Source organism: Archangium sp. Cb G35 (assembly GCF_001896145.1).
Lineage (GTDB): Bacteria > Myxococcota > Myxococcia > Myxococcales > Myxococcaceae > Archangium > Archangium violaceum.
Map to the genome: position 1 here is coordinate 15042 of NZ_MPOI01000031.1, position 17707 is coordinate 32748.

The 17707-nt window shown below is 65.9% G+C and carries 13 protein-coding genes and 1 pseudogene; 5 read left to right on the plus strand and 9 right to left on the minus strand.

What is annotated here, in order from left to right:
• Nucleotides 1-522: 522 nt before the first annotated feature.
• On the plus strand, nucleotides 523-2097 hold the full coding sequence (locus tag BO221_RS51780) for an FAD-dependent oxidoreductase (protein WP_073568354.1): 1575 nt from the start codon (nucleotides 523-525) through the stop codon (nucleotides 2095-2097).
• Nucleotides 2098-2249: 152 nt separating this feature from the next.
• A complete protein-coding gene (locus tag BO221_RS51785) occupies nucleotides 2250-5150 on the plus strand; it encodes a hypothetical protein (RefSeq protein WP_143196191.1) in 2901 nt (966 codons plus the stop codon).
• A gap of 453 nt (nucleotides 5151-5603) precedes the next feature.
• Here BO221_RS51785 and BO221_RS51790 read toward each other — a convergent pair whose 3' ends face one another.
• Entirely contained in the window at nucleotides 5604-5885 is a 282-nt protein-coding gene (locus BO221_RS51790) for a hypothetical protein (RefSeq protein WP_073568356.1), read from the minus strand.
• Nucleotides 5886-6176: 291 nt separating this feature from the next.
• Complete coding sequence (locus tag BO221_RS51795) at nucleotides 6177-7154, minus strand: hypothetical protein (RefSeq protein WP_073568357.1); 978 nt, start codon at nucleotides 7152-7154, stop codon at nucleotides 6177-6179.
• A gap of 73 nt (nucleotides 7155-7227) precedes the next feature.
• Here BO221_RS51795 and BO221_RS57790 point away from each other — a divergent pair.
• A pseudogene (locus tag BO221_RS57790) lies at nucleotides 7228-7308 on the plus strand (methyl-accepting chemotaxis protein); the annotation flags it as partial.
• An 11-nt stretch (nucleotides 7309-7319) separates the two neighbouring features.
• Here BO221_RS57790 and BO221_RS51805 read toward each other — a convergent pair.
• The 4 genes from BO221_RS51805 to BO221_RS51815 form a co-directional block, all read right to left on the minus strand.
• Nucleotides 7320-8543 (minus strand): cytochrome P450, encoded by a 1224-nt coding sequence (locus tag BO221_RS51805; protein WP_233166656.1) that lies wholly within the window; start codon nucleotides 8541-8543, stop codon nucleotides 7320-7322.
• Between the two features lie 191 nt (nucleotides 8544-8734).
• On the minus strand, nucleotides 8735-8887 hold the full coding sequence (locus BO221_RS55290; RefSeq protein WP_158080068.1) for a hypothetical protein: 153 nt from the start codon (nucleotides 8885-8887) through the stop codon (nucleotides 8735-8737).
• Entirely contained in the window at nucleotides 8888-10972 is a 2085-nt protein-coding gene (locus BO221_RS51810; RefSeq protein WP_073568359.1) for a hypothetical protein, read from the minus strand.
• Nucleotides 10973-11138: 166 nt separating this feature from the next.
• The gene (locus BO221_RS51815) at nucleotides 11139-12917 is read right to left on the minus strand and encodes a carbamoyltransferase C-terminal domain-containing protein (protein WP_073568360.1); all 1779 of its coding nucleotides are present in this window, start codon (nucleotides 12915-12917) and stop codon (nucleotides 11139-11141) included.
• A gap of 81 nt (nucleotides 12918-12998) precedes the next feature.
• Here BO221_RS51815 and BO221_RS51820 point away from each other — a divergent pair, with 81 nt between their 5' ends.
• Nucleotides 12999-13787 (plus strand): class I SAM-dependent methyltransferase, encoded by a 789-nt coding sequence (locus tag BO221_RS51820; RefSeq protein WP_083682796.1) that lies wholly within the window; start codon nucleotides 12999-13001, stop codon nucleotides 13785-13787.
• A gap of 49 nt (nucleotides 13788-13836) precedes the next feature.
• On the opposite strand, the gene BO221_RS51825 is transcribed toward BO221_RS51820, so the two are convergent.
• Complete coding sequence (locus BO221_RS51825; protein WP_073568362.1) at nucleotides 13837-15087, minus strand: sterol desaturase family protein; 1251 nt, start codon at nucleotides 15085-15087, stop codon at nucleotides 13837-13839.
• Between the two features lie 66 nt (nucleotides 15088-15153).
• On the opposite strand from BO221_RS51825, the gene BO221_RS51830 reads away from it, so the two are divergent.
• Nucleotides 15154-15741, plus strand: a complete 588-nt coding sequence (locus tag BO221_RS51830) for a Crp/Fnr family transcriptional regulator (RefSeq protein WP_073568363.1) — start codon at nucleotides 15154-15156, stop codon at nucleotides 15739-15741.
• Between the two features lie 20 nt (nucleotides 15742-15761).
• Here the strand turns inward: BO221_RS51830 and BO221_RS51835 are convergent, their stop codons facing one another.
• On the minus strand, nucleotides 15762-16610 hold the full coding sequence (locus BO221_RS51835) for a DUF5953 family protein (RefSeq protein WP_369866346.1): 849 nt from the start codon (nucleotides 16608-16610) through the stop codon (nucleotides 15762-15764).
• Nucleotides 16516-17499 (minus strand): DUF6310 domain-containing protein, encoded by a 984-nt coding sequence (locus tag BO221_RS56980; protein ID WP_233166657.1) that lies wholly within the window; start codon nucleotides 17497-17499, stop codon nucleotides 16516-16518. Before BO221_RS56980 ends, BO221_RS51835 begins: the two co-directional genes overlap by 95 nt.
• Nucleotides 17500-17707: the final 208 nt, after the last annotated feature.

The window sequence follows — 17707 nt, forward strand, 5'->3', positions numbered from 1 at the left end:
CCGGCCAGCCCCTGCCTTCGGTGACTGGTGACGGCAGTCACCACCTGGTGAGCTCAATCACCAGTTCTCGAGCCTGTCAGGCGGACGCTCCGTGGACCCGAGCCCGGCTCATGACGGGGTCCACGGCCGTGAGGAGGGCCGCGGACAGGGGCGGCTTGAGCCTCAACACCACGAAGACGGAGGGGTTGTCGCGCCGGGGCCAGGCTCGCACCTGCCGTGGGCAAGCCTAGGTGCTCCAGAATCGCGCGCACCCCGCGTGCTCCCTTTACGTACGCCAACACCCGGCGCCTGCCTCCACACCAGGCACAGGTGAAGACATTCGTGCCATGCTCGCCCCCTCCTCAGCTGCGTGGGAGAGCTCTCATGGGCACGGCGGCAGAGCTGCGCGGGGCATGTGGAGTGTCGGCTACCGCACTTCCGCCCATTTCACTTTACCTCCCCTCCCCGTGTCCCTACCCTGCGCCTCCCCGGCCGAGCAGCCCGGAGTCCCGGCTGCTCGCGGACCGAGCACGGAAGCGCGCCATGTCGTCCAGGGAAATCATCAGCGCAGCCCAGGTGGACGACCGGTTGTTCGTGCTCGGAGACGGCAAGGGAGGAGTGCCCGCGCCCGTCAGCATCGACTCACAGCAGATCCGCGCGCTCAACCTCGTCCACGCACTCTTCGAGCTGGGGAAGCTGAAGAAGGATGATGGGCTCTGCGTCGTCGGCGCGGGGTTTGCCGGCTTGACTGTGGCGGCCTATGCGGCGGCGAGGGGCGCGCGGGTGACGGTGCTTGAGAAGCGGGTCAGTCCGCTCAAGCTGCAGCGGGAGTGTGGGCACCGCTGGATTCAGCCCTATGCCGTCGCTTGGCCTGAGTACTCCCTCGACTTCGCGGACGCGAACTTTCCCGTGCTCAATTGGCAGGCAGGACTCGCGCAGGATGTCGTCGCGCAGGTGGAGTGGCGGTGGGAGGCGTTGCGCGCTCGCTTCGATATCCAGGTGGAGACGCTGGTGACCGGCGTTCGCCCCGAGGGAAGCATTGTGCATTACACGGATTCCAGCGGCACGCCCCGCGAGTTGCGAGTCGCGGCGACGGTGGTGGCCGTTGGCTTCGGACTTGAGGCGCACGGGTCGTACTGGGAGGAGGACGGGTTCGAAGCCCCGCGCCTCAGGGGCCATCTGAAGTTTGCGATCGTGGGGCTCGGCGATGGCGCCCTGGCAGACGTGCTGCGCATCCGCCTCGGAAAGCCCGAGAAGTGGCTCACCGAGGCGGCCCGGTTGCTGGAGCCGATGCGCGAGGAACTCTCCGATATCGAGAACCCCCTCTTCTTGCGCCAGGGGGAGGCGTTCTCGGAGCCGCTCGAGCGCGGCTACGAGAAGCTCCAACCCGCGCTGATGAAGGCACTGGATCCACTCTTCAGGCATCGGATCCGCTCCGACACGCATGTCACCCTGCTGGGGACCGAGCACAGCCCTTTCAGCGCCCGGGCCAACGCGCTGAACCGCGTACTGCTCTGGGCGCTGCTCAAGATGGACACTGCGGGTTTCCAGTACGTCCCCATCCAGAAGAAGTCGGAGCCTGAAGAAGCAGGGAAGAATACGGTTCGTTACGTTGATGCTTCTGGTACCACCAAGGAGCTCACCGCCCACCATCTCATTCGCCGCTTCGGCCCCACCGAGGAAACGCTGAAGCAGCAATTCCCCAAGCTCGCGGAGGGATTGACGGGCAGGCAACTCGTCACCGGGGACCGCAGTGTATGGGTCGACGGACCGGAGCTGGCCCTGCGCCCTTCGGACGCCTCCAGGGACCTTGTGAGCATGTACATCGTCCTGGATGAGGCCGAACTACAGCGTGCCAAGGCGAAGCGCTTCGTGGACTGCAGGTGTGCTTGGTGGCTCGAGGATAGATACGCGCGCTTTCTGGCCGAGAATTCCCATCTGGTGGAGCACCTGATCAAGCTTCGCGAGAGAAAGGACCCGAGGCCTCCGTCCGGGTCCGGCTCTCCCTTCAATGCCTGCCGCGTCCGTATCGCCCGCGAGCGCCTTGATGCGGTTGGCAGCATGTTTCAAGTCCTCGATGACTTCCTCATCGAGTTCATTCCGGAGGACGAGCCATGAGCTTTCCGGCACCAGAGCTGAGCGACGCATTCGCCGGTCACATGGCCGAGCTGTCCCTGTGGCTCCTCGCTCGTGGACCTGAGCGAAAGCTGCTCTACGGGTGGGTTCTGCCAAGGCAAGAGCTCCCCCCGCGCGCAATCGACGAGAGTCTGATGTCCATCCAGGGAGCCGAGGTCCTCCGCGTGATGACCCGAGGCTCAAGCAAGGCCCTCTGGGCAGCGGTGTCCGACCTCGCGCGCGGCCGGTCGCTCTCCGAAGCCTGCCGGGCGAATCAGTTGCCAGTGCCGGGTTTGGAGTTCCGGCTCGCAACAAAGCCAGAGGAGGTCCAGGGGAAATACACGGTGGCGCCGCCGCTATGGCTGCCCCCCCGCAATCATCTGTCGAAGGGCGATGACTGGATTCCCAGCCCCCACCATGAGGTGGTGGCGCACAGCCAGTCACTTGTCTTGCGTCACAAGCACTCGCTCTGGGCAGATGTGGCGCCGGATCAGGTGGACGCCTTCGTCACAGAGCTGCTCACCGGGTTGCAGAAGGAGACGGGACTGGACTTCCTCGGCCAGGATGTGCCCCGGCTCGGCAATCTCGAGGTGCTCACGTTCCCATCGCTCTTCGGAGAGACCCCGCTCGTCCAGATAGAAACAGCCTCCATGCAGCGGAGCTCTCGGAAGGCCATGCTCACGGTCCGAGTCGATAGGCGCCTGGCAGAAGCAGGGCCCACGCTGGTGCGGGTCAAGCGTTTGGCCACCGAGGGAGTCTTGACGGACGAATGCGTGGAATTGCCCAAAGGTATCGGGGAGTTCGAGTTCGAACGCGACCTCTCGCGTGAGAACGGCGCCGAGGTAGAAGTCTTCCGCCCATCCGAAACGCAGCCCGGCACCTGGACGTTGCTGCACACCGAAGAGATGCTCTGGCTCCGGGAGATCCAGGTCGACATGCGCTTCGGGGGATTGCCCAGACCCACAGAAGACTGGCTCACGACATGGGCACAGTCCGGCATCCCCGCCAGCCGTGTCCTGGCCTTGCAGCCCGATACTCCCCGCACGAGTAGCCCGCCGTCCAAGACGGGAACCCTGGATGACGAACGCGCGGCGAAGGAGGCCCGTGCCATCGCACGGGCTCTGCGGCACGATGCCTCAGGTCCGGTGTGGTTGTCGGCGAGCAGTGATGGAATTGAGACCCTTGTAGCTTGGTTCAAACGAACTTTAGAGGAGGCGCCGAGGGCAGTGCTCGTCATGCCCTCTCTCCATGTCGCAATCCTGGATGTGCTGGCTCACGCGCAACTCCGTGAAACGGCACTGGAGCTCTTGTCCTCCTGGGCTGCGTTTACAGAACAGCAGTTTCTTCAGGAAGTCGAACAACGTAAAGCAAGTCTCAGCGGATGCGCTTTGCGGATCCGCCAGATGGATGAGTCCCCGGTGGTACCGCCCTGCCTGTTGGCCTTTGACAAGAATGACCACCTGTTGACGGGCTACGTCTTTAGCGGAAGTGGGCCTCTTCACTCGGAAACCCTGGCAAGCAAGCTCTCGGGAGAGCCTCTCGCGCAGCTCGGGAAGCGCATCGCCGCGCTGGTTACGAATCACCAGTTCAAGCTGCGATTGGATACCCGGAGTCCGATACCGCGCCCTCCCAAGCCAGTCGAACCGACTCCAGAGGCCATCAGGCTGGAGCCCGAGCTTCCCCCCGAGACGGCAGGTGTCCCCTATGCTGAGGTGCTGGGGAAGGCACTTGAGTCCGTTGAACTGGCGTCCTTCAAGCCCCTCTGGGAACGCGTGACCTCGTGGCTCGCGCATCACGTGGAGTCGGGCACTCCCTTTCATGACTTCATCGCATCGCTAGCGCAGCGAAGTGTATTGACCGAGAGGTTGCACGCCCTGCTGAGCGATGGCCCAGAAGAGGGGTTCTGGCGCAGCGAATGGGGTGATGCCAGTGAGCAAAGAGCGCAATGGCTTGTCCATGAGCTGCTGTTGCCCTTTGAGAAGACCCTGAAAAATGCGGACGTGATGCTCTCGCACGGTGGCCTGCACGTTCGCATGGCTTTCCGCCTTTCGATTAGCGTCCGCTTGGGTCTGCGGGTGCTGCTGCAAGGAGAGCCCAGCAGGGCTGTTTCGTTGATCGCCGACGCGCTTCAGCGCACGAGCGAGCGCCCTTCAATGATTCCCTTCGCAGCGGCGCTCATCGAAGCCGCATTCGAAGATGATTATCTCGACGACCCCAGTCTCTGGTTGAAATCGACGCTGGGAGGGCTTCGGGCCCTGGGGGTCGGAGTCGTCATCTTGTGGATGAGCAGGCCAGGGACCTCGGATGTTCACCAGGCGCTCAGGTCGCTGGAACTCCTAGAAGCTGCGGAGCGCGTCCGGGCCCTGGCCCAGGTGGTCTACGCGCTGCGCGTTCGCGCGAATCGGGCGGGCCACAAGGAACCCAAGGATGCACAGCAGCAGCGGTTGATGTGTTTCCAGCAGATGGAGCGGGATTGGCCCGTCGGCGCGGATGATGCGTTCCTCACAGACATCGTCATCCGCTGCAGCGGACCGCTGAGAGGGAGTTGGGCGGAGACGACCAGCGCGGACCTTCTAGATCCGCTGGTGGCTGCGGGGAAGCTGACGCGGAACCAAGTTGCCAGCCTTTGGCTGACGTTCCTCGTTGATGACATCACGGCGGCAGAGGCAGGGAAGAGACAATTCTATGCCGATACGCATGAAGAGTTGACAGAGGTTGCGGCGGGCTACGCGCTAGGCCACGAAGTTCCCTGGTTCAATCAGCTCCTGTGTTTGAAACAAAAGGCTCTCCGGATGCTCGAACGCCCCTTCGTTCGAAGCACGATGTACTCGGAGTGGCGTCAGGCCCTGGACGCCACCCTATGGATTGATGGGTTCGCGCGGCTCATCGAGCTGCACCTCCGTCGCACGAGAGGCACTCCGGGTCGGTGGGCCGAGCTCAAGGATGATCAGGCCATCGAGCGAATTCCGTATGACCATGTGGATCCCGCCCAGCTCGCCGCCTTTGCGCGGGCCATCAGGCGGGTATGGGACAAAGAACATCCTCAGGGGGAGTAGAGCCGTTCGAAGTGGGGTGAGGGAACCCACTCACTCCTGCGTGTGAGCAGGTGCCGGGCTCCTCCATGAAACGGCGAAACCCGGGCCCCATCGGAGCGCGCTACGACTCCGACTCCTGATCCCGCTTGCACCTGCCGTGGGCAAGCCCTAGGTGCTCCAAAATCGCGCGCACCCCGCGTGCTCCCTTCACGTACGCCAACACCCGGCGCCAACCCCGAGGGGGTGACGGGCTGTCTCACGCCCCCCTGCAGGTGCGAGCGTGGCCCCGGAGCAAGGTGGCCGGTAGGCAAGCCTCCAAGGGAGCTGCGCGACCTCTCCACCCATCCCCCCGAGCGTCCGACTGGAGCCAACTCGAGGTCTGGGTTTCGCTCCCGGAATGTCTCGACCACGAATACGGGCTGGCCCCGCCGACAGCGAGACTCAAGTCGAGGAGTGGATCAAGCAGCGCGAGGACTAGAAATCCCCGGGGACATCCCAGCCGCAGAGCTGATTCGCGCTCCGCGCCAGATGGTCGATATCCCAGCAGGCGTTCGAATCCTGGTTCGACTTCAGCAGCCGGGCGGTGAGCTTTCCATCCACCGTGCACTTGCACTCCACTGTCCCAAGCAGGCCGCCCGACGTATCCGGCCAGGGCTCGCCGGTCGAGCTGCACTGGAACTCGAGCGCCCCATGTCCGTCGAAGCACTCCCAGGTCTGCTGACAATAGCTCCCCCCACTCGCGGTGGTCCGAGACATGCGCTGACACTGCCAGGCTTGCGGCTCGACGGCTTCACCTCCACATCCGGAAAGGAGCAGAAGGGACAGGGACGTCTTCATGAAGAACGAACGCATCGCGGAGGAGCTACTGAGCGAGGTAGTGAACCGCCGGGCACTCTAGCGATCGAGCGTGCGCTGTCATCGGATTCCCATTTCCGCCTCGCGTCTCGGCCTCTCATCACCTGAGAGGTGTTCCAGCAGCAGCTCCCGCTCCTCCAGTTCATCGTGAAGGGCGGGCTGCCACGCACGGTGTCCGCGGGTCTGGAGTTGCTACTCCCCCCGCTTCGCTCGCGTCGTGCGCAGGAGCTCATCCATGACGGAGGAGAACTTCCTCGGATTGAAGTCCTTGTCGGGACAGAGGGCCTGCTCCGCCTCGTGGAAGGCCTCGACGGTCTGACGAAGGGGATGCTCCATGTACTCCCGGTAGGACTCGTACGTCTTCTTGCGGAGGGTGTCCCGGTACGCCCGCTCGTTGTCCCGCCAGACCTCACTCCTGTACCGGTGATTCACTCCCTGCTCGAGCATGTTCCGCTCGAAGCGGCTCTGGAGCTGCCCGAGGAACGTCAGCAGGAACGCCTTCGCCTCCTTCTCACGGACGAAGACCTTTTCCACGTTGAAGGAGTCCATGCCCACGAGCACGTGGTACGTGAGCCCATCCGGCTCGGTCTCCTTCTTGCGCTTCGCCTTCCGCCAGTTGACGAGCTCCTCGCCATAGAACGTGGACTCGAGGTCGTGTGTGCGCATGAACACGTGCATCGTGTCGCGACAGCTCGCGGCGAACTCGACATACCTGGCGGAGATCGTGTCCCAGAGCGCGCCCTGCGGTCCCCAGTCCTCGCTGCCGAGCCAGATCTTGAACCCGGGGTTGGTCATCTTGTCGAGGATGCCGCCATACACCGTGCTCTCCAGCGTGTCGTAGCCCTTGCCCCGCACGTACTGGCTGACCTGGATTCCGCCTGACCAGAGCGCCAGCGGCGTGCCGGAGACGGACGGCATCATCAGCGTCTTCGCCCGCGGTGAGAGCAGCTTGTCCAGGGCCACGAACTCGGGGACGCGCAGGTTCCAGGCCCCGGCCTCCATGAACTCCGCCCGTCGCTGGAGCCCCCGGATGATGAGCTCCCACGAGTCCTGGATGAACGAGCGCTGCAGCCTCGCGTCGATGCAGCGCTGCTCGTACTCCTTGTAATGCGGGTGGGTGGTCGGGAAGCGCACGATCTCGGCCCAGTTCACGCCGGTGCTCGTTGGCATGAGAGGGAGCCTAGCACTCCCAAAGGAGCGCGCGCGGCAGTGCGGCAACATCACCACCACGGTGAAGGACCTGGCGGACCCGTCGAACATGCTGGCGCTCAACGCCGCCATCGAGGCCGTGCGCTCCGGCGAGCATGGCAAGGGCTTCGGCGTTCCCCCCGTGCTTCACCACCGGAGGGGCAGCGAGTTGAAGCCCCGGAAGAGCAGGGTGTCGCTCTTGAGCTTCGGCGGGTTGCTCTCGTCCAGCCGGAGAGCGGGCAGCCGCTCCAGCAGCACCTCGAAGGTGAGCTCCAGCTCGTGCCGGGCCAGGACCGCTCCCAGGCAGTGGTGGGGCCCGAAGCTGAAGCTCAGGTTCTTGTGCTGGGTGCTGTCGCGGGTGATGTCGAAGCGGTCCGGATCCTCGAACACCGACGGGTCGCGGTTGGCGGAGGCCATCCCCAGGAACACCATCTGGCCGGCGCGGATTGTCTGCCCCCGCAGCTGGAAGTCCCGGATGGCGAAGCGGTTGATGAAGGGCATGGTCGGGTTGAAACGCATGATTTCATCCACGGCCGGCTTCATCAGGTTGGGGTTGCTCCGCAGGAGCTGGAGCTGGTCCGGGTGGGTCAGCAGCTCGTAGACACCATTGCTGATCTGATCCGTGGTGGTGGCGTGCCCGGCCGAGAGGATGAGGGCGCTGTTGGCCACGAGCTCGTCCTCGCTCATCTGGCCCGGACCCTGGAAGTGGGTCATGTGGCTGATGATGTCGGGTCCGGGGTTGCGGCGGCGCTCCGCGATGAGGTTGCGCAGGTATGCGTCGAACTGGTGCATGGCCGCTTCGGACCTGTGCACCAGGTCGATCATATCCGTGCCCACCGTGGGGCTGCTGAGCTGGAAGATGGGCTGGGTCCACTCCTGGAAGCTCTCGCGGTCCTCGACGGGGATGCCGAGGACCTCGGCGATGACCTGGGCGGGCAGCTGGTAGGAGACCTGCTGCACCAGGTCCATGTGGCCGCGCTGCTGCACCTCATCCATCAGCTTGTTCATGATGCCGCGGATGGCCGGTCTCCAGGAGTCGATCAGTTGGGGCATGAACCCCACACTGGCCTGCCGGCGCAGACGGATGTGGGCCGCGCCATCCTGGTTCACCATCTGCCGGCGCACCGTGTCGACGAGCAGCTGCGCCTCCTTCAGCTCCAGTCCCAGCATCCGGAACTGAAGCTCGAAGAACTTGCTCCGGTCGGCGCTCAGATCGGGAGAGCGGAAGCAGTTGATGACGTCGTCATGCCGGGTGACGAGCCAGGACTGGATTTCCTCGACCCAATGCACGGGGTGGTTTTCCCGGAGCTCCCGGTAGAGGGGGACCGGATCGCGAAGGTTCTCGGGACTGACGGGATTGAGCTGACTCATCGGAGCGACTCTCTCCATGTTCGATTTCGTGGGGATCGGGCAGGGGCTGACCAGCCAGGGGAGCAACGTCCCCTCACTGTCGAGGCTCGACCGTACTCGCTGGCGCACACCGACCCGCCGCGCCAGATGGTGGCACCCGCCCTTCTTGTCACCCCCCCCACACCGGGAGCAAGGCACCGCTGCCCGAGGTGTTACGCGGCGACAGGCCGCCGCATGCCAGATGTCAGGCGCCGGGCAATGTCCATCCGCGGCGCCGCGGGCGTCTTCAGCATCTGGTGCAGCAGCAGGTAGGCCATGTCGAAGAAGGCCTGTCCATGGGCCTGCTCGAAACCGGGCTGCCTCACCTACGGCGTGTCCGAAGGCGAGACGGCGGGTTGCTCGACCACTTCCACGGTGGCCGTGGCGCTCGCCGCGAGACCGAAGTCCTCCTGCAGGATTCGCAGATCCACGGTGTGGAGCCCGGAGGCATTCACCGGGATGGACTTCGTCATCGTGAAGGAGAAGGCGCCACCTGGAGGAAGGTTTACTCCCCAATCGGACCAGTCCGTTTCCCAGGCCTCCGGCAGGGTGGACACGAAGTCGTACCAGACCCAATTGCACGAGGCGGAGTCGTTGTTGGTCACGTTCACCGTCCAGGTGACCGACGAGCCAGGGGCCGCCTTCACCGTGCCCGGCGAGAGCGTCAGCGTGGGCGGCGACGAGATGCAGCGCTCGACAATCCGCATCGTGGCCGTCCCCTGGACCGTGTAGCCGTCGCGGGTGGCGGCGACTCCCGTGGTGTACAGCCCTGGCTCCGCGCGATAGGGCACATACGTCTGGAGGGTCGTATAGGCCGTGCTCGACGCCGCGACCGTGAGCTGCGCGGGCAACGGGTCCGCGCTCCATCCGGCCGGGAGGATGGCGCCGAGCTGGAAGGTGCTGGGGCCACAACCCGCCGAGTCCTGATTCGTGAGGGCGAGCTCGAACTCCGGCTGGCCACCGGGCCAGGCGGTGTCCGCGAAGGATGTCACCTGCACGTGGGGAGGCGCCCGCACGCACGGCTTCTGGCCATACCCGACGCGCACCGTGAGCCCCGCGGAGGTGGCGGATTCCACCGTCACGGAGAGGTTGCTGTACGGGTCGTCCCAGGTCCTTCCCGGCAGCAGGGCCGGGTCGCTCCAGGACGAGGTCTCCGGCGTGAAGTCGAGCAGATGCGAGCCATCCCTCGTCGCCTCGTCCTCGTAGTGCACGAGCGCGCCGCCGGATACCGGGTGATTCAGTGTCTCCTCATAGAGGCCCAGGGGCTGGCGGTACTCCAGCCAGAGCCAACCGCCGTCCGTGGAACCCCGGCGCACCTTGAGAGCCTTCAAGCCACCGGACGACATGCCGGACGACACCACGGGAGCGAGCGTGAAGGTTCCGTTCACGCCATCCACCTCGGCCACGGCGGAAGGTGCCAGCCAGCCGATGCGGGCCTTGTGCGGTGCCGCGTAGTGGCCCAGGTTCCAGGAGCCCATGGAGGAGAAGAGGTCCCCGTACTCGGTGATGACGCCCTGGCTGCCCAGGTACCCGAGCGGCCCGGCACCAAAGTCACGCGAGTTCGCGTGGTTCAGCGAAAGGTTGTGCCCCGCCTCGTGCGTCACCAGCTCCACGGCCTTGTCGTGCGGGTCCATGTACTCGGCGACGAGCCACGCGGTGGATGCCGAGACCGTACCGTCCGGCGTCGGCAGCTCGCCGCAGGACAGCGTGGCCTGGCCCGAATAGAAGCAACCTTCCTGGGGCATGGGATGGACGATGAAGATGCGGTCATACCGGGTGAAGTCCACGTCCGCGTCCGCCGCCCGCAGGGCCGCCTCGCGCATGGCATGGGTGTCCTGACAGGAATAGGCGCGGTCCAGCGTGTACCAGCCCACCACGTCGCCCGTGGTGGTGGTGCGGCCCTCGGACACCTCGTGCCAATAGCCGGCCAGCGAACGGCGCGTGGTGGAGAAGAAGATCTCTCGCGTCTCTTCCAGGGTGTTGGCCGGCGCCGGCATGCCTGGAAACGCCGCCAGTATCACCAGGCTGCGTTGCACTCCGGTGACGCCACAGGTTCCGGCGGAGGCCTCGAGGGCCGCAGCCCGCGTGTCCACTTCGACTTCCTCGGCGATGAGTTGGCCGCCCACCCGCCGCCCGCGCAGCTTCAGCTTCACGCCACTGCGGAGCCCCGCGGGCGCCCTCCCGCTGAAGACCACCGGGTGACGCCGCTGCCCCTCGACGAGGACATACTCCAGGCGATGCTCCCGGAGCGATGGAGCATCCACCACGAGGATCTCCAGCACTCCACCCCATTCCCCTCTCGGAGCCACCTCGTCCACGTGCGGTGCCGCGCTCTCCTCCTGGGGAGAGGACACCTGCGTACTACAGGCCGCGAGCCACATCGCGGCCACCATGCTCCACGTCCGGGACATTTCGCCTCCAGCGAACGGCGGACTGGCGAAGTCACCAGGAGACCGCCGCGCGCCTTCTGCCCTCTCTCGAGCGCGGCTGCAACAGCTCCTGACAGCGGCACCGCATGCGCCGCCTGACCACGGTGAGCGCGTCGTGGACCTGCGAGGCGCGCGACTGTCCCAAGGGTCATGCGCGCTTGCGGATCCACCATGGGCCCACGACGAGGGCATGGAGCCCGGTCGTGGCGAAGACCGTCAATACATCGGTCGCGCTGTGGGAGATCGGCTTGCCCATGACGTTGTAGGAGGTGTTGACGAGCATCGGAATGCCCGTGTGACGCTCGAACGCGCTGAGCAGCGCGTGGAAGCGGGCGTTCCTCTCCCGCGTGACGGACTGCAACCGCCCGGTACCGTCGAGATGCACCACCGCGGGGACGAGCGCCTTGACTTCTTCCCGGAAGGGGAGCGCTCGCTCCATGTATGGGCTCTCCTCGTAGCCCTGAAAAAAACGCTCGCCGTGCTCGTGCAGGATCGCCGGCGCCAGCGGACGGTACTGCTCGCGGAACTTCACGCGCCGGTTGATGATGTCGCGCATGTCTCCGCGCCGCGGGTCGGCGAGAATCGATCGGTTCCCCAGAGCGCGAGGCCCGAACTCAGCGCGCCCTTGGATCCATCCGATGATCTCTCCTCGAGCGAGGGCCGCGGCGGTGCGGTCGCACAGTTCCTGCTCGTCGTCGATGCGGACGGCGTCGAACGTCGCGAACGACAACGCGCGCTCGAGCTCGTCGAGATCGATCGTGGTGCCGAGATAGGGTGAGGCGATCACCGGCTTTCGTGGGAGGCGCCGCACCGCATGGCGCTCGTACAGCGCGGCGCCGAGCGCGTTGCCGTCGTCGGCCGGGGCGCTTGGCACGTGGAGCCGGCGAAACCCGGTCTCGCGCACGATGCGCCCGTTCGCAGCCGAGTTGAGGGCGCAGCCGCCGCTGTAGGCGAGATCGTCGGAGATCCCCAGGGCATGCACGTTCTTCACGAGCGCCACGACGGTGTCAGCGAAATAGTCCTGGAACGAGCGCGCCAGGTTCGCCGCCCGGAGGACGCCCGCCTCGCCGCGCCCGGGACGAAGCAGCGTGGACAACTCGCCGACCCACGACGGGCCCAATGCGAGCCTTACCTGGAGGCCGTCAACGTGGGTGCGATCGTGGAAGAACCGGTACAGCTCGGGCTCACGATGGCCATGCGCCGCCATGCCCATCACCTTCCACTCCTCGCCTTCCCAATACTGGAAGCCACACAGCTGGGTGACGGCGGCGTAAAGGAGGCCGAGGCTGTGGCTGGCGTCCGTCGACGACACTGATTGGAAGGTGTTGTCAGCGAACGAGAACACGTTGATGCTCGAGCGCTCTCCCGCGCCGTCGATGACGAGAGCCACACAGCGGTCAAAGGGTGACGTGTAGACCGCGTTGGCTGCGTGCGCCAGGTGGTGTGACACGGCGGCACGGTCGAGCTCGACGGGCTCGGTGCTGGGCACGACGGAGCGCAGCGACACTCCCGAGCCGGAGGGCAGCGCTTCCCGGAGTGGCGGGTAGACGTGAGGGAACTCGCCCCGCAGGATCCAGCCGAGCTGGATCTCGGTCGTGGAGTCCCAGGCGGTGTTGCCGGCGACCATGGCGGTGAAGCCATTGTCGGTGCCTGCGCTCGACAGCGTACGACGCAGGACGTCGAAGTCGTCATCGCCGAGCTGCCAGGTGGTCCGGAATGAAGCACGCCGAAGGGCCGCGGTGTCGATACCGATATGGCGCAGAGCCGCTCGGAGCGGCCGCCACGATGAGAACAGACCCGCGCAGCCAACCGCCCGCTTCACCTGCACATGCCGCTCGAATGCTTCGGCGAACACCCCGTCATCCGAACAGAGCGCAATCGCACTGTCGTGTACGCCGTTGGCAAGGCCGATCACGAGATCCTTCATGTCTCCACCATATCTTTTCCTGCACTGGAGGAGGGAGGCGGAAACCCGTAAGGTTTCGGCGTTCTCGTCCCCCCAAGGAACATGCACGCACGTGTCATGCCCCTCTCGTGCCCCGTCTGCCGCGCCGCCGATGCACGCGAGGTGTTCCGAAAAGAGTTCAACGTCTCGTGCAACTGCTACTTCGAAGGCCGACGCCTGTATCCCGCCAACGAGGGGCGCGTCTCGTACGTCGAATGCTTGGGCTGCGGCTTCTTGTGGGCCCCTGAACTCCACGGCTGGGATCCCCAGACGTTCAAGCGGCGCATCTACAACGAGGAGTATGGTCTGGCGGACCCGCCATTCGCGTTCGAGCGGCCGACGAGGCTGGCGGCGTGGGTGGCGCGGTTCGCGCGGCCAGGCATGCGTGTCCTGGATTACGGTGGGGGCGAGGGCCTGCTCGCACGCAGCCTGCGAGAGGTGGGAATCGACGCGGTGAGCTGGGACCCCTTCTATGACTCGAGCGGGAAACCCACCGAATCCTTCGACCTCGTGACCTGTTTCGAGGTGGTCGAGCACGTGCCCGACCAGCGCCGGCTGTTCTTCGAACTGGCCAGCCTCTCCCGAGGCGGCGTCTGCGTTTTCTTGACGCTCCTCCGCCCGGAGCGCGTTGAAGGCGACTGGTGGTACGCCAGCCCGCGCAATGGACATATCAGCCTGCACTCGGCGGCCAGTTTGAGGCGGGTCTGCGAGGACGTGGGGCTCGCGCTCCGCAGCTTCAGCGGCGAAGTGCACGCGATGGCGCGGACGCCGTCGCAACTCGCCACGCTCGACCTTCCTCCCGTTACGGTCAGCGGCACGCCGGAGCATCAGCTCGACTCACGAAGCCGGTAGCCCAGGCATGGGTACTCCGTTTTGATGCCTGGCTGGAGACGTGAGTGGCTCAGCCTCCGTCGGGCCTTGCCGCCACGTGGGGCCGGAGCGGCCCCATGACCCCCACCACCAGCCAGGTGAGCGAGAGGGCGAGCCAGGCCGCGGAGAGGGCGCTCCACGCCTGGGGCGCGCCGGCCCGCATCATCCACACCGTCACCGCCACGCCCATGACGAGCACCCGCGCCAGCTCCAGCGGCAGGCTCCAGCGTTTCGACTCCAGCATCCCGCTCCAGGCGGTCGCCATGCCCCAGAGCAGCAGGCTCAGCACCAGCTTGCTCCAGCCCGACAGCGGTGAGGCATGGTGGCTCACCAGGAGCATGAAGGGCATGGACGCGAACAACTGGAAGACGAGGTAGCGCCGGATGCCGGGCAGCTCCGTCGAGGAGAACTTCACCTCCACGCCGTCCTGCTTCCAGTAGCCCAGAGAGCGCGGGGGAAGGTCCGCCGGCCGCCAGCCCGTGGGCATCACCCAGATGCGCAAGCGGTCCCACGTGCTCTTCGTCGCGAGCGCGTCGCCGATGAGCCGGGCCCAGGCCTGGAAGTTGATGGCCGTCGGGTCCCACGTGTTCGCCGGGGTGGTGAGGCCGTAGGAACAGGGCTCCACCTCCTCGGCGTAGGTGCCGAACATCCGGTCCCAGATGATGAGGAAGCCCGCGTAGTTCTTGTCGATGTAGGCGTCATTGCGCGCGTGGTGCACGCGGTGGTGCGAGGGCGTATTCAGCCAGGACTCCACCCACCGGGGCAGCTTGGGGATGACGCGGGTGTGCGGGATGAACTGCAGCACCAGGTGGAAGGCCACCATCGCCAGCACCGCCTCGGGTGGGAAGCCCACCAGCACCAGCGGCCAGTAGAAGAGGAACGAGAAGAGCCGCTGCGTCACGCTCGCACGCAGCGCCACCGCGTAGTTGAGCTCCTCCGTGGAGTGGTGGGGCGAGTGCGCCGCCCAGCCGATGTTGGTGCGGTGGCCGAAGCGGTGGAACCAGTAGAAGAGGAAATCCACCCCGAGGAAGAGGGCCACCAGCGACAGCGGCGACGAGACGTCGAGCTGCCACGGAGCGAACTGACCGAGCCTCGTGAAGAGGGGAAGCACCAGCAGCGCCACCGCCACGTTGACGCACTGGTTCATCACCGCCGTCCCCATGCTCGCGATGGAGTCCTGGAAGCTGTAGTAGCCGTTGCGCCTCGCCACGCAGTACGCGAACTCCGCGAGCGCCAGGACGATGACGAAGGGCGTGGCCACGGCGTAGATGTTCAAGGTCATTCGTGCTGATGTATGGCATCCGGGCCGGTCGCCGCCTTGACCTGGGTCAACCCGAGGGGCTCCCCCATGAGATTCCCGAAGCTCTTCGAGCGCCTCGCGGCGCAGGTCTCCCTCCCCGCGGGCGAGTGGGAGAAGGCGGAGGCGCTGGCGTCGGAGCAGGTGCTGGCCAAACGTGAGCTCTTCCTCCAGCCCGGAGCGCCGTCGGACCGTTTCGCGCTGGTCCTCCAGGGGGTCTTCCGGGCCGTGCGTGTGTCGGCGAGCGGCGCCGAGTCCATCAAGGCGTTCCGCGCGGAGGGCGAGCTGATTGGCGCCTACGCGGAGATGCTGCAACAGCGGCCCTCGATGACGGCGATCGAAGCGCTCGAGCCGAGCCGCGTGCTGGTGTTCCGGACGCGCGACCTCGAGGCGCTCGAGCGGGGCCACGTGTGCTGGGAGCGGCTGGCGCGGCGGGTGGCGGAGCACCACTTCATCCTCAAGGAGCGCCGCGAGCAGGAGTTCCTCGACCTGACCGCGGAGGAGCGCCTCGTGCGGTTCTGGGAGGAGCACCCGCACCTGAAGGGCCGCGTCCCCCAGCGCGACGTGGCGGCCTATCTCGGCATCACCGAGGAGGCCCTGAGCCGCATCATGTCGCGCCGCCGCAAGCAGCGGGGGTGAGCCGCCCCGAACGTCTGGAGCTATGGGGCCGCGCGCCCGCCGATCTCGGGGAAGCGCGCGTAGGCCCGTTTGAGCGCGTCCAGGTGGGCGGGGTTGTCCAGGTCGAGCGGCGCATCGGTGAGCTGCACGACCCACCCGCCCGTCGCGGTGCGCCGTGCGCGTGAGAGCAGCTCCGTGTCGCGGGCGGGGTCCGGAAAGCCGATGGCTCGTGCGGCAGCATCCGACCAGTAGTTGAGCCACCCGAGGTAATAGGGAATCTCCGGCGCGCGGATGTGCTGGAAGAGTTTGAGCGCTGGCAGCCCCCGGGGTGGAGAAGGTGGCCCGGCCAACGTGGGCGCCGTCTGCTCGGCAATGTCCCCCGCTGCACCGAAGGGGGTCATATGCCCCCAGCGGGCGTGTGCGCCTTCCGCCACAACCTCCAACACACCCATCGATGCCGCGACCACCGTGGCATTCACTGGCAGCCTCGCATGGACTTCAAACTGCGGCTCGTCGCAGGGGCCTGCCAGGCTTTCCCACCCGGTGAGTGTCACGACGTGATGGTCGTCATCGTTACAGAGGAGCGGAAACCCGCCGTCTGTCCTGTCTGACGCTACCCACTCATCGCGATCAGGCAGTGCAATGAGGTCTTCTTTTCCAGAAGTCGTCCACCCCAACCGTAAACCGGGCACTGCTCGCTCCATACCGTGAACGATCGCGAGAGGGCGTCCATCGTGCCCCACGAGCACCGGCGCATAGACGACGAGGTTGAAGTAGTCTTGAGTGGTCGGCATTTCAACACCAATCCATGATAACGACCTTGAGGTTGGGATCCGCTCGGGACAACGCTTGTTTGTGTGCCCTGCTGCGAACCCCGATGACAAAGTCATATCCGCACGCGGTGGCTAGCGCTTTCTCTCGCTTCAACTCTGGCAGCTTCACTTTGACAAAGAAGTCCTGTGACCGGGGCGGTTGTGTTTCAAAGTCATCCGTTTTGACGTCCCACAGCGTGCGCGTGGCCAGTTGCAGCGCGTCGAAGTTCTTCCCATTCACCAACACATCCCAGCCGGGGAAGCTGTTGTTCGGCATCAGGTCGGCGCATAGGTTGTGCGGGTCATTACCGCCCAGGTGAGGCACCGGGACGGGTTTACATCTCGGGTCGTCTTCCTCCAGGAGGGTGGACGCGAGTTGATTCGGCAGCGAGGGCCCCGGGGCCGGTGCTTTCGCCGCGCGAGGCTGGGCCTCGAGCTCCACCATGAGTTGCCGCGAGGATTCCGAGACGTCCCGCAGCCGTGCCTCGAACTCCCGTTGAGCATCGACCCAGGGTGGACGGCGGTCAGACTCCGGACCGGCGGTGCTGGCGGGCCAGAGCAGGACGAGGGCCACGAGCACCGGGCCCACCCTGGAGAGCGCCAAAGAGGCCTGGCTTGCGCGTCCAGCCTGAGCGAGGCCCTCGGCTCCCCTCGCCACCCCAGTGGCTTGCCCGCTCGTCCTCGCGGCGCGCGAGAAGCGCTCGAAGGCCCGTTCCGCTGCGGTGAGCTCGCGGTCCAGCTGTTTCCACTGACGCGGTTCCAGGTCTTTGCGTGCCCGAGACAGCAGTGCCCTGGCCTTGTCCAGGTCCGCCTTTCCAATCCACGACCGTTCCGGTGCCGGCTCCATCGGCGCGGAAACGAGCCGGATGTGCGGGCCCGTAGTGGGAGTCGATGCGAAGGAGTGGGGCTGTGGCATCGTCCGCGGGACGGGCGCGCTCGCGCAGGCGGTGAGCAGCACCAGGAGCACGCTCCAGGTTCGTAAGCGCATCGTCACAGCCTTTCGTCAGCGCGGGGGCCAAGCTCCAGTCGGGCCCGTTGGAGCGTATGCCAGCAGGTTCCCACGGCAACGAACGAGCGTGGTGCCAGCGGGCGCGCTCTCGCGGACGATGCTGGGACAGGGGCCGCTTGCCTGGGACTGGCGGTGGTAGCGCGCTCGACTTCAGCGGCCTCGCTGG